Consider the following 12,065-nt stretch of genomic DNA (forward strand, 5'->3'; position numbering starts at 1 on the left):
GAGGAGGAAGTTAGATGAAGAAAATCTTTAGTGGGATTCAACCGAGTGGTACGATTACGCTTGGTAATTACATCGGGGCAATGAAGCAGTTCACTGAGCTGCAGGAAGAATACAATTGTTATTTCTGTGTAGTGGATCAGCATGCGATTACGGTGGCACAAGATAAAATGGAGCTTCGCAAGAACATCCGCAGTCTCGCAGCACTCTATATTGCTTGTGGCATCGACCCGGATAAATCAACGCTATTCATTCAATCGGAGGTTCCGGCCCATGCACAGGCAGGGTGGATCCTGCAGTGTGTGACATATATTGGTGAGCTTGAAAGAATGACACAATTCAAAGATAAATCACATGGTAAAGAAGCAGTTTCTGCAGGTTTATTAACTTACCCGCCATTAATGGCGGCTGATATCCTGCTCTATGGTACCGACTTAGTTCCTGTGGGAGAAGATCAGAAGCAGCATCTGGAATTAACGAGAAATCTTGCTGAGCGTTTCAATAACAAATACAATAATATCTTTACGGTTCCGGAAGTCCGGATTCCTAAAGTGGGCGCACGTGTCATGTCCCTACAAGATCCACTGAAGAAAATGAGTAAGTCCGATGCAAATCAGAAATCATTTATCACGCTCCTTGATGATCCGAAGCTGATCGAAAAGAAAATCAAAAGTGCTGTGACGGATTCAGATGGAATCGTGAAATACGATAAAGAAAACAAACCAGGAGTATCAAACCTTCTTTCTATCTATTCGATACTTGAAGGCAGCTCTATAGAAGAACTTGAACAAAAGTATGAAGGTAAGGGCTATGGAGATTTCAAATCTGACTTGGCTCAAGTAGTAATCAGTGCCATTAAGCCGGTACAGGACCGCTACTATGAATTGATTGATTCAGAAGAGTTAGATGACATCCTTGACCGCGGAGCTGAAAAGGCTAACTTTGCTGCAAACAAAATGCTCAAGAAGATGGAAAAGGCCATGGGACTCGGGCGTAAAGAGAGAAAAAGAAAATAGTGATGGTACCAAGAGCCTGATCAGGCTCTTGGCTTTTTTATTTCCATTCATGGTCACCCCTTATCCCCCACCAAACAAAAAACCTCAAGCCCATTATAGACTCAAGGTTTTCGTTTACCTACTAATTTACCTTAGGACGATTTTCCACTTCCCATAGTTTTTCAAAGAAGGGTTGTCCCTTAATTAAGTTCTCGCAGAGAGTCAGATGCTTGTCCGACCAGCCATACTGTGTTTCTTCGTATAACATTTGCCAAATTTCTTCAAAGTCCATCTCTTGAATGGTCCGATATCGCTGCGGAGCCCATTCCGTGTACCAGTAACGTATTTCTGCCGTGTTATTTGAGCTGTGGAGCTGATCCAGCGCCATAAATAATAATTGCTTCAACTGTCTTTCTTTTCTTGTCAGACCACTCATCATATAAGGACTCGGTGAAAGAATGTGGTATGAATCCTCTTTCTTTCCTTCAGGCTGAATGGCGTAGTGCATCGTTTCATGACTTTCAACCATTTCATAGACAAGCTGTTCCTGTCTTGGAATGAGTCTGCTCTTTCTTATTGGAACGGTATACCCAATGGTATCCACGGCAAGTATTCCTGTCCCATCCGTGACAATGAAGCAATAATCCAATTGAATTCGTTCATGGTTTTTTCGCAAGTATGCTTTTTGATAGACATTATTGAGCAGTTGTTGAGGTAACTCTGATAAATCATTCTCGATGTAATGAAACAAAACAGTGTCCACTTTAATGAGAGGAACTTGATCCAATAACTCAATAACGTCCTCTTTTCTCCACTCGTGAAAATGACAGACATTGTAGCCATTTTCTTCGCCTTCGAACCAATTTACCCATACATCATGAAGATATAACATGATTGACCCCTCGCTTTGCTACAATCTTATTTGTCAATCAGTATAGGCAAATCGGTGTAAATTTATTCCTATTTTATAGATAGTGGTTATTTTTCCTTCGCGGAATATAGATTGAGATCGTTATAATGAGAATCCCTAAGAGAAATAAGTAGCATTCGACTCGGGTGGATACGAAGAGAATATAGTCTGTAAAGGTCATTCCCGTAGTGAGAAGGTTTAAATAGATGATTAAACTTACACCACCCGAAACAGCCAGTCCAAACCCAATAAATAATATAAACATTCGAAACACCATACCTTCCGCCTCTATCCTCGCATTTAGAGATTTAGCTCGTCCATTCTTACTATAGTCTATGAGTGCAAATGGAAGATATGACGATATAAAGAGCTTAATTTCATCGCCAGCACAGAAATCAGAAGATGAATGGCCGATCCCCATTTTACTGAAGTAAGAAAGTGGCTGAAGGTTTTCCTATCAGAGTAATGGTAGAACCATTCTTTTCCTTAATATAATTTTGTACCAGGTAATAGCCGGCAGCGTAACCCAGCATATTGGGATAAGACCTTTGACCAAGAAGTAGGTGATCGTGAAGGGGACTGCTTCGTTTTACATCCAAATTAGGCTTAATCCACTTCTCAAAATACAGTGACATCTTTTTTTTCTCATAAGCCTTTGTCCAGGAAGCCATGTACTTTTCCCCACAATACTCTCCGACAGCAAACTCTGCCAGCCCCTCAAAAATGATGGAATCTAACAGGGTGTATTGGGTGTCTTTTTTGTTTAAGAGTTTCATTCTGACACAGTGATGGTATTCGTGAACAAATAGAGCTTCGTGTTCTTTCGTATCTTCTTGATCTGTTACAAAAAAGAAAATCTCGTCTTTAAAGCATACACCTGACTTTTTCATTGACGATTGGAACATGCCTCTTTTTTCCTGTACAGGGAATAGATAGATCGGCACGTTCGGGCCATTCCATTTATGTTTATACTTCTTTTCATAAAGGGAAAAACGCTCCCATATTTTGCGTTCTTTCATTTTCACATAAATATCCTCAGCCTGAGGTGATGATTTATACATGCCATGCTTCATGAGGTATTGATAAAACGACTTTTGATCTTCTCTTCCGTTTATCGTTTTCTTTAAAAGCTCTAAAGGTTCATGAATGGAATCCTTAAGCCATTCATTAGTGGGAGCAACAGTCACCTTCATCCCTCTTTCCCGACTTTTTATCATGTATATGTAAAGGAAAGAGGATTCACAACAAAAAACGAGCCTGCTAACGCATTAGCAGGCTCGTTCTCTTTTTTAGTTATTGATATTTTTTAAAGACGATCGTAGCATTATGCCCACCGAAACCTAATGAGTTACTCATCGCCACATTCACTTCCTGTTTTCTTGCTTCGTTCGCTACATAATCAAGATCACAATCCGGATCTGGTGTTTCGATATTGATTGTTGGAGGCAACACGCTGTCTTTCATAGCGAGTACTGTGAAAATCGCTTCTACTCCTCCTGCTGCTCCCAGAAGATGACCCGTCATGGATTTCGTTGAGCTCATGGCTAATTTATAGGCATGCTCCCCAAATACTTCTTTTACCGCCATTGTTTCGTATTTGTCATTGTAAGGTGTGCTGGTTCCGTGAGCATTAATGTAATCCATTTGCTCGGGAAGGATTCCACCGTCTTCCAGAGCCATTTTCATTGCTCTTGCTCCACCTTCTCCCGCTGGTGCAGGAGCGGTAATATGATACGCATCACCAGTACAACCATAGCCTACGATTTCAGCATAGATGGGTGCTCCTCGTTTCAGCGCATGCTCAAGCTCTTCCAGGACAACGACACCTGCTCCTTCTCCCATAACGAATCCGTCACGGTTTGCATCAAATGGTCTTGAAGCTTTTTCAGGATCTGTATTGGTAGAAAGGGCTGTGTTTGCACAGAAGCCGGCTACAGACATCTTCGTGATTGGTGCCTCTGCCCCACCTGACACCATGACATCCGCGTCTCCACGCTGGATGACTTTGAATGCATCTCCAATGGAGTTGGTTCCTGTCGCACATGCCGTTACAGTACAAGAATTAAAGCCTTTAGCCCCTAGCATGATGGAAACTTGTCCAGCCGCCATATCAGGAATGATCATAGGAACGAAAAATGGGCTTACTCTGCGGTATCCACGTTTTTGGAAGGTTTCATACTGCTGTTCGAATGTCTCCATCCCACCAATTCCTGAACCAATCCATACGCCGACGCGGTGAGCGTTTTCGTCTGTGATGTCAAGCTTCGAGTCCTTGACAGCCATTAACGAGGCTGCAATCGCATAATGAGTGAAGCGATCCATTTTTCTCGCTTCTTTTCGTTCGATACCGAAATCCTCGATATTGAAATCTTTTAACTCTGCTGCCACTTTCGCAGGGTATTCATCGGCATTTAAGCGTGTTAACGGCCCAACCCCTGTTTTACCTGCTAAAATATTTGCCCACGTTGACTCGACGTCATTTCCTAACGGGGTAACGCTTCCTAATCCTGTTACAACTACGCGTTTCTTGTTCATTTATTCCATCTCCTTTGTCTGCAAGTTATAGAAGGGAGTTCTATTTATTTGCCCCAGCGCATGATAATAGCGCCCCAGGTTAAACCGCCACCGAATCCTACCATGACGACCACATCATTTTCTTTCACTCTTCCAGCTTCCAAATCTTCTACTAGTGAAACCGGGATAGAAGCTGCTGAAGTATTGCCGTATTTATTTACGGTTTTAGACATCTTCTCTACCGGCAGTTCCAATCGTTGCCTTGCTGCTTCCATGATGCGGATATTGGCTTGATGAGGAATTAAGAAATCAACATCTTCTTTCTTTAATCCTGCTTTTTCAATTACATTTACGCTCGATTCGCCCATTTGACGAACGGCAAATTTAAATACTTCGCGTCCGTTCATGATGATATTCTCTTCCTGGTACAAATGTTTTGCACCCGATCCGTCTGCACCTAATTCAAAGGCAAGTATTCCTTTATCATCTGGAACTGGCCCAAGGACCGCTGCGCCTGCTGCGTCTCCAAATAGGACAGCGGTATTACGGTCATCCCAATCTGTGATTTTGGATAACTTTTCAACTCCTACAACGAGTACATGCTTATATGCACCATTGTCGATAAACTGCTTTGCCGTGATCATACCATACATAAATCCGGCACATGCAGCACTTAGATCCATCGCAGCCGCTTTCTTTGCTCCTAATCTTTCCTGAAGCAAGCAGGCCACAGATGGGAATGGCTGATCAGGTGTGACCGTAGCCACCAGGATCAGATCAATTTCTTCTGCAGAAATAGCTGCATCCTCGATTGCCGTTTTTGCAGCTTCATAAGCCATGTCTGATGTGTCTGTTTCATTATCTGCTATTCTTCTCTCTTCAATGCCTGTTCTTGTACGGATCCATTCGTCTGATGTATCCACCATTTTCTCAAGGTCTGCATTAGTTACGACTTTCTCGGGAAGGTAACGCCCAATTCCAATAATTCCTGTATTCATACTGGCATTCCCTACTTTCTATTTTTTTATGTTTTCTCTCTTATACTTTGGTTTATTATCAAATATTAAGACTTGGTACTAATTTTATCGAAGATTTCTACTTTCTGCAATTATTTTTTACTTCTTCCTCTCTTCTACACGTTTGACCATACTCGGACAACCCTTTTCCTCATAGTTTATGTAGTAGGCAGAGGGGGTGAGAATATGTCTGAAGAAAAAAAGCTGCATCCATTTGATCAGATGATGTTCGGAGGAAGGACTCATAAAAAAGAAGCTTCTCCTTCTCAGGAAAAACGTGAGGGAAGCAATGAAGGAGGATCATTGCTCGATGGCGTTCATTCCATTATGAATTCCATAGATGAATTGAAACCGCTCTATAAGAAAGTCAGCCCATTATTAAAGCAATGGAATATAAAATAAAAAAACGGCTCATTGATAAGGTCAATGAGCCGTTTTTTCTATACACTTACTCGTTATGTAAGGCATCCTGTTTGCCTAGTTCATAGGCTTCACTCATGACTTGTGTAAACAGGGTCATAAATGGTTGCAGCATCTCAGGAGAGAACTCAACACCCGCTTGATCAAGCTGCTCTTTTGCTTGTGGGAAGTACTTCATGGCAATCTGCATAAATTCCATCGTTTTGTCTTGATTCATTGTTTCGATTCCTTTCCGTTCGGCAATTTACCTGTTTCGATGTAGGCTTTAACATGTTGCTTCATCTCAGCTTGAAATTCTTTTGGAATGACAGGACTATATTTCCCCATAGAAATGACTCCGTCTTCAAAATCAAATTCAAGGTTTCCTGAATCGAGTTCATCATTTGCGAACCTTTCCGCAACGATGCTATACAGCTTATCTGCATGCTGCACCGTACTCGTTAAAACCGTGGATTCTCCTAAATCAGATTGATCAGATACATAGCCAATGGCATAAAGTCCCTTTTCCTTCAGCTTTTCGATTACAGATACATTATAGCCGTCACCTGCCGGATAAACAACATCAACTCCCTGATTCATTAAACCCTCGAGCTTTTCAAAAGCAATAGTTTGATCGTCCCAGTGATTGGTATACTCGACAATGAGCTCAGATTCACTTTTTTGGAATTTCGCTCCATCGATAAAACCTTGAACTTCGGGCTGCCAGTCAAAAGCAGCAATTACACCAATTTTATTCGTTTTAGATTGAAAGGCTGCCGTCATGCCCCCGAAGAAGCCCATTGCATAGCCTTTAAATTGAAGACTGGTTGTGTTCTCCTCAGTGGCGTTTCCATTAAAGCTTACAAAGTGCATGTTGGGATACTCACTGGAAAGGGTGTTAAATATCCCGGAATATTCACTTCCATGTCCAAAAACTAAAGTAACTTTATCATCATTATATGCTTTTACCGCTTGTTTAATTGATGCATCATTTTTTATACTCTCTTTATAGAAGACGTCTGCATTATAATCGGATTGAATCTTTAGTAATCCTTTGTATCCTTTTGTTCCCCATACCCCATCGTCTACGGTTTCCGGAACCAGTAAGCCGACTTTTTCTATTTCAGCGCTTCTTCCTGCTGAACAACCACTTATTCCAATGAGGAATACAATCAAGAAAATGGTATAAAATTTCTTACTCATTTGCAGCAACTCCTTTAAAGCCCGTGCAGCATCTATAAAAAGTATCAATAGGAAATTATTACATCATATTTATTTTACCCTCATCCCTATCCACAAGGAAAGAAAAAATTTTATTATTCCTGAATTTCATGCAAAGTGATTCCTCTTAATTGTTCCTTCAATATCCTGTCATGAGACTTTGACGGCTTTACAATAAGCTCTTTACCATCTGATTCAGCATTCATGCGTGGGGGAGAATAAGACTTCTTCGTCAAGTAAGATAAGGCTTCATTCCAGCTTTGACTTGAGAGAGCTTTCACCGTATAGACTTCTTTCTTGGATGAATGATTTATAATGGAACGGGCTGCGTCCTTCACATAGATGGCTCCACTTGGATCATCAATGTAATTGCAGTCATCATCTTCTCCAGTCAACAATCGAGCGAACAGAAAGTCATTCGGTTGGTGAATTCCGTATAAAGTTGGAAGGTAAAATACCGTTCCTTCTTTATGGTTCTGATTTATCGCCCTATTGGGATAAATTCTGATGATCATGAGAGGTTGTTCAAATTTTGAAATCAGTCCTTCTACTTCTGGCAAGTAATCCACTTTGTTCTCTCTTAACTGATCATAGTATGGAAGGAACACGCTGCATCCAGATTGTATTTCCTTATCCCAATCTTCATAAGGAACATATTGAATGTTTGAGTTCCTTCCAATTTCCAACCACTTATCCTTCATTTCTTTGTTTTCATCAATTGCCGTTACGGTCCACCCATTCTCAAGAAGGGCATCACATAGTTCAAATCCTAAAAACTGTTGAGCTGCAAAAACGAATGCATGATTCAAGTCAATCACTCCAATGTATTTGTTATAACTCTTTCTCATGTAAAGAAAAATACGAGGCAAATTTCCCTCCGAGAGAAGCACGCTTTTCAGGAAGTACAAAGAACAAATCCGTTGATGTTCCTTTTTCTAAACGCTCTGTATATATATCTTTTATGAGAGTGAATTGATTTTTATAACGATTAAGAGTCGCTGACTGAACAATATAAAGTGGAATCGAGATGTTTTTAAATACTTCATAATCCTTTGATTGTTGACTGATGAAGGCTTCGCAGTCCTCCTCCTTCAACCGAAACGTGTGCGCGAGTTCTTTAATTATCTTTTTATAAAAGAATTTCTGTTCCTTCTCTTGTTCTAAATGATCATATAGTGACACACAGGGTGCGAGCATAACAGCACTCCTAATATCTTGTTCCATTTTAGGGTAGAGGTTTTTTAACACCAACGCTCCCATTCCTTCGGCCAATATATGAATCTTCCCATTAATGATTTCAGATCGTTTAACATGTTGATAAAGTCGCTTTGCTAATTGCACGGCTTGATTGCTACCCCAATTCGCACCATAAAGATTACTATAATAAACAATATATCCTTTGGCGGTCAGCTCTTGAATCCACTTGTAGCGCGCCTCATGCTGTACCCAAAAGCTGCTCTTATCATCTACATAGTGGTGGGAATCCCCTATAACCATTACAGCGAATCCATTTGGGCGTTCAGGATAATGAATCATGCACCACTCTTGCTCTAATTGAAACAATCGCTGATACATTAGAATTTCTCCTTTTACATAGTAAGTCATTATAGTTTATGTAAGGAGAAGTCATTGGTCAGGGAGAAAGCCCAAGAAATCCCTTATATTTGCAAATTTAGTCAGTTCTCCCCTTGATTAAGCATGACCGGTATGGAAGGATGATAAGGGTTACATTTCACAGATTAGTCATTTATTAATTCCTGAAGCTGTGGTAAGATAAAAAAGATTGAAATTGGTTACAAAATGCTAATAATTTAGTTGATTACATAGGAATGAGGTGACTTGGCGTGAGATTTTTCTGGATGTTTTTCTGGGCATTTGCTCTTACTGAAATGTTAACTTACGTTGTAAGTTCAATGAATGGAACTGCGTTTCACTTTGAAACAGGATTAATATTATCGGTTTGTGTTACGGTATTAGTATTCATCATCACGCTTGTTCTTCCAAACGAGCCAGTCGAAAAGCACTAAAAAAAGCAGCCAGATCCGGCTGCTTTTTTTAGTTATCCTGATTGATCGATAAGCCATCTTCCCCTGCCTCAATGGTGATAGTGGCGTTCGTTCTAATATTTCCGGCAATCAATTCTCTTGCCAGTTTGGTTTCAACTTCTCTCTGCAAGTACCTTTTCAGAGGGCGTGCTCCGTAAATCGGATCGTACGCTGACTTTGCAATGAATTCTTTTGCACTTTCAGTCAGAGACAGTGAGATATGTTGTTCTTCCACCCGATTTTGCAAATCTTCTATCAGCTTATCGATTATCCCTTTTATATTTTGAATGCTCAGTGGTTTAAAGAGAATAATGTCGTCAACCCTGTTAAGGAACTCCGGTCTGAAAGAGGAACGCAGCTGACTCATTACCAGGTTCTTTGTTTCTTTATCGATTTCTTCTTCTCCCTTGTTCCGTTCCAATAGATGAGAAGATCCAATGTTCGAGGTCATAATGATGACTGTATTTTTACAATCAACCGTCCTTCCTTGAGAATCGGTTATCCGCCCATCGTCGAGCATTTGCAGAAGAATATTGAATACTTCTGGATGTGCTTTTTCAATTTCATCCAGCAGAATGACCGAATAGGGTTTCCTCCTGATTGCTTCTGTCAGCTGGCCTCCTTCTTCATATCCCACATATCCCGGAGGTGCTCCGATCAAGCGTGAAACTGCATGCTTTTCCATATATTCAGACATATCAATCCGGATCATCTGTTCCTCACTATCAAACAAAGTATGAGCAAGTGTCTTCGCAAGCTCCGTCTTACCTACCCCAGTAGGACCTAAGAAAATGAATGAACCAATCGGACGGTTCGGATCCTTAATACCTGCTCTCGCACGAATAACCGCATCACTCACCAATTGCACAGCCTCGTCCTGCCCGATCACCCGTTCATGAAGAATACGATCGAGCTTCAAAAGCTTCTCTCGTTCGCCTTCTACTAGCTTAGTGACCGGTATCCCTGTCCATCTTGCTACAATATTTGCCACTTCATCTTCCGTCACTTCTTCCCGCAGCAGGCGCCCTTCCTGTTCTTTCATCATTTCTTGCTCAACAGCAACAAGCTCTTTTTCCATAGCGGGAATTCTGCCGTGACGGAGCTCGGCAGCTTTATTCAGATCATAATCACTTTCTGCTTCTTCAAGCATTCGCCTGAGCTTCTCCAGTTCTTCCCGTTTCTCCTGAACAATCCCGATGCTCTCTTTCTCTTGCTCCCATTTTAACTTCATCAAGGTTGCTTTTTCTTTCAGATTACTTAAATCTTCACGGATTCGATCGAGTCGTTCAAGGCTTGACGGATCCTTTTCCTTATTTAGAGCTGCTTCTTCAATTTCAAGCTGCATCACTTTACGTGTGACTTCATCCAATTCTGATGGCATAGAGTCAATTTCTGTACGGATCATTGCACAGGCCTCATCGATTAAATCAATGGCTTTGTCCGGCAGGAAGCGGTCAGAAATGTAGCGGTCAGATAGCTTGGAAGCTGCCACAATGGCCCGGTCATGGATGTTGACACCATGATGAATTTCAAAACGCTCCTTCAAGCCCCTTAAAATAGATATAGTATCTTCAACATTGGGCTCCTGCACGAGCACTTGTTGAAATCGCCTTTCCAAAGCCGGGTCCTTTTCAATGTACTTACGGTATTCATTGAGGGTCGTCGCACCTATACAATGCAGTTCTCCCCTCGCAAGCATCGGCTTTAAGATATTACCCGCATCCATTGCTCCTTCTGTCTTCCCTGCGCCCACAATCGTATGAAGTTCATCGATAAAAAGAAGAATCCGCCCCTCACTCTTTCTCACTTCCTGCAATACCGCCTTTAATCGTTCTTCAAACTCGCCCCTGAACTTGGCCCCTGCAACCAAAGAGCTCATATCCAATTCGAAGATGGTTTTATCCTTCAAGCCTTCCGGGACATCTTTTCTGACAATCCGCTGTGCGAGTCCTTCAACGATCGCAGTTTTCCCGACTCCAGGCTCCCCTATAAGAACAGGATTATTTTTCGTTTTACGGGAAAGGATTCGGATCACGTGACGGATTTCACTGTCCCTGCCTATGACTGGGTCAATCCTTCCCGACTTTACATCCGCAACAAGATCCCTCCCATACTTTTTCAACGCTTCATATTTTACTTCAGGGTTCTGTGTGTTCACCTTGCTCCCTCCTCTGATCGTTTCAATAATGTCCTTTAATTGTTTTTCTGTTAGATTATGTTTTGTTAAATATGTCGTAATCGGGTGGTTCTTTTGGTTGAATAACCCAAGGGCAAGATGTTCCACCGAGATATAGTCATCTTCCCATTTAATCTTTAAGGCATCACTATCTTGCATGAGCTGATGGATATCTCTTGAAAAAAACTGTCCATACTGGAGCCCTTCCCCCTCCACAGCAGGGATATCGTTTAATTTGTCATCAATCCATTCTCTTAGGCCGACTACGTCTACCCCTGCACGAACATAGATCGTGCTAAGAAAACTGTCATCTGATCCAAGGAGGGATTTCCACAAATGAAGCAGGGTGATATCTGTATGTAATTTTTCTTTGGCTGCCTCTCCTGCTGAAACCAATCCTTCTTGAATGCTGTGAGTCATATTATCAAATTTCATCGTGCTTCACCTCACATTTTGACCTTTATTGACCTTTGTAGCTATTATATCCCTTTCAATAAAAAAGGAAAAGAAAAAGGAACAGGGAGTGCCTCCGATTGGCGTCACCATTCTTATTAAATAGTGAGCTGTCGACGCGACATCCTTGTTCCTTATGGGGTTAAGGTTTTCTCATATACGTCCAAAGACGATTATGGTTGGAGTTTTCAGGAAATCGGTCTCCCGCTTTTAAGCGTAGTTTTTGCGGATTTTTCACCATGCTACCTGTTTCACCAATTTCTATATACTCTCCATTATTAGGTGCTTTTTCCCCAGCTTTGAATTGTCGTGACTGTCCCATTCTTACCCCTCCTTTTC

Annotated in this window: 13 protein-coding genes; 3 read left to right on the top strand and 10 right to left on the bottom strand. The window is 41.4% G+C overall.

The genetic code is table 11. The features are described 5' to 3' along the window. Positions 1-14: 14 nt before the first annotated feature. The gene (gene trpS, locus TV75_RS05860; RefSeq protein WP_044337691.1) at positions 15-1,013 is read left to right on the top strand and encodes a tryptophan--tRNA ligase; all 999 of its coding nucleotides are present in this window, start codon (positions 15-17) and stop codon (positions 1,011-1,013) included. A 121-nt stretch (positions 1,014-1,134) separates the two neighbouring features. On the opposite strand, the gene TV75_RS05865 is transcribed toward trpS, so the two are convergent. The 4 genes from TV75_RS05865 to TV75_RS05885 all read right to left on the bottom strand — a co-directional run bounded on the left by TV75_RS05865 (position 1,135) and on the right by TV75_RS05885 (position 5,414). Next, a complete protein-coding gene (locus TV75_RS05865) occupies positions 1,135-1,884 on the bottom strand; it encodes a YjbA family protein (protein WP_044337692.1) in 750 nt (249 codons plus the stop codon). Between the two features lie 440 nt (positions 1,885-2,324). Then, complete coding sequence (locus tag TV75_RS05875; RefSeq protein WP_044337693.1) at positions 2,325-3,089, bottom strand: DUF2268 domain-containing protein; 765 nt, start codon at positions 3,087-3,089, stop codon at positions 2,325-2,327. A gap of 106 nt (positions 3,090-3,195) precedes the next feature. Continuing rightward, on the bottom strand, positions 3,196-4,437 hold the full coding sequence (fabF, locus tag TV75_RS05880) for a beta-ketoacyl-ACP synthase II (protein ID WP_044337694.1): 1,242 nt from the start codon (positions 4,435-4,437) through the stop codon (positions 3,196-3,198). A gap of 44 nt (positions 4,438-4,481) precedes the next feature. Then, complete coding sequence (locus TV75_RS05885) at positions 4,482-5,414, bottom strand: beta-ketoacyl-ACP synthase III (protein ID WP_044337695.1); 933 nt, start codon at positions 5,412-5,414, stop codon at positions 4,482-4,484. Between the two features lie 204 nt (positions 5,415-5,618). On the opposite strand from TV75_RS05885, the gene TV75_RS05890 reads away from it, so the two are divergent. Beyond that, entirely contained in the window at positions 5,619-5,834 is a 216-nt protein-coding gene (locus TV75_RS05890) for a hypothetical protein (RefSeq protein WP_044337696.1), read from the top strand. A 46-nt stretch (positions 5,835-5,880) separates the two neighbouring features. Here the strand turns inward: TV75_RS05890 and TV75_RS05895 are convergent, their stop codons facing one another. The 4 genes from TV75_RS05895 to TV75_RS05910 all read right to left on the bottom strand — a co-directional run bounded on the left by TV75_RS05895 (position 5,881) and on the right by TV75_RS05910 (position 8,627). Beyond that, positions 5,881-6,069, bottom strand: a complete 189-nt coding sequence (locus tag TV75_RS05895) for a ComZ family protein (RefSeq protein ID WP_044337697.1) — start codon at positions 6,067-6,069, stop codon at positions 5,881-5,883. Then, complete coding sequence (locus TV75_RS05900) at positions 6,066-7,034, bottom strand: BMP family ABC transporter substrate-binding protein (RefSeq protein ID WP_044337698.1); 969 nt, start codon at positions 7,032-7,034, stop codon at positions 6,066-6,068. The genes TV75_RS05895 and TV75_RS05900 overlap by 4 nt, the downstream gene beginning before the upstream one ends. A gap of 113 nt (positions 7,035-7,147) precedes the next feature. Continuing rightward, entirely contained in the window at positions 7,148-7,921 is a 774-nt protein-coding gene (locus tag TV75_RS05905; protein WP_172655621.1) for a hypothetical protein, read from the bottom strand. After that, a complete protein-coding gene (locus TV75_RS05910) occupies positions 7,884-8,627 on the bottom strand; it encodes a hypothetical protein (protein ID WP_044337700.1) in 744 nt (247 codons plus the stop codon). Before TV75_RS05910 ends, TV75_RS05905 begins: the two co-directional genes overlap by 38 nt. A gap of 269 nt (positions 8,628-8,896) precedes the next feature. Between TV75_RS05910 and TV75_RS05915 the strand changes: the two genes are divergently transcribed. After that, positions 8,897-9,079 carry a DUF2929 family protein gene (locus TV75_RS05915; RefSeq protein ID WP_044337701.1) on the top strand — a complete coding sequence of 61 codons (183 nt, stop codon included), beginning with the start codon at positions 8,897-8,899 and terminating at the stop codon, positions 9,077-9,079. A 28-nt stretch (positions 9,080-9,107) separates the two neighbouring features. On the opposite strand, the gene clpB is transcribed toward TV75_RS05915, so the two are convergent. Then, a complete protein-coding gene (clpB, locus tag TV75_RS05920; RefSeq protein WP_044337702.1) occupies positions 9,108-11,708 on the bottom strand; it encodes an ATP-dependent chaperone ClpB in 2,601 nt (866 codons plus the stop codon). A gap of 160 nt (positions 11,709-11,868) precedes the next feature. Next, positions 11,869-12,048 carry a YjzC family protein gene (locus TV75_RS05925; protein WP_044337703.1) on the bottom strand — a complete coding sequence of 60 codons (180 nt, stop codon included), beginning with the start codon at positions 12,046-12,048 and terminating at the stop codon, positions 11,869-11,871. Between the last annotated feature and the right edge of the window lie 17 nt (positions 12,049-12,065).

It is taken from the genome of Rossellomorea aquimaris (genome assembly GCF_000935355.1).
Lineage (GTDB): Bacteria > Bacillota > Bacilli > Bacillales > Bacillaceae_B > Rossellomorea > Rossellomorea aquimaris_B.

Coding starts and splice junctions, on each gene's coding strand:
- TV75_RS05865 (WP_044337692.1), bottom strand. CDS start 1,884: ATGTTATATCTTCATGATGTATGGGTAAATTGGTTCGAAGGCGAAGAA.
- trpS (WP_044337691.1), top strand. CDS start 15: ATGAAGAAAATCTTTAGTGGGATTCAACCGAGTGGTACGATTACGCTT.
- TV75_RS05900 (WP_044337698.1), bottom strand. CDS start 7,034: ATGAGTAAGAAATTTTATACCATTTTCTTGATTGTATTCCTCATTGGA.
- TV75_RS05890 (WP_044337696.1), top strand. CDS start 5,619: ATGTCTGAAGAAAAAAAGCTGCATCCATTTGATCAGATGATGTTCGGA.
- TV75_RS05910 (WP_044337700.1), bottom strand. CDS start 8,627: ATGTATCAGCGATTGTTTCAATTAGAGCAAGAGTGGTGCATGATTCAT.
- TV75_RS05925 (WP_044337703.1), bottom strand. CDS start 12,048: ATGGGACAGTCACGACAATTCAAAGCTGGGGAAAAAGCACCTAATAAT.
- fabF (WP_044337694.1), bottom strand. CDS start 4,437: ATGAACAAGAAACGCGTAGTTGTAACAGGATTAGGAAGCGTTACCCCG.
- TV75_RS05885 (WP_044337695.1), bottom strand. CDS start 5,414: ATGAATACAGGAATTATTGGAATTGGGCGTTACCTTCCCGAGAAAGTC.
- clpB (WP_044337702.1), bottom strand. CDS start 11,708: ATGAAATTTGATAATATGACTCACAGCATTCAAGAAGGATTGGTTTCA.
- TV75_RS05895 (WP_044337697.1), bottom strand. CDS start 6,069: ATGAATCAAGACAAAACGATGGAATTTATGCAGATTGCCATGAAGTAC.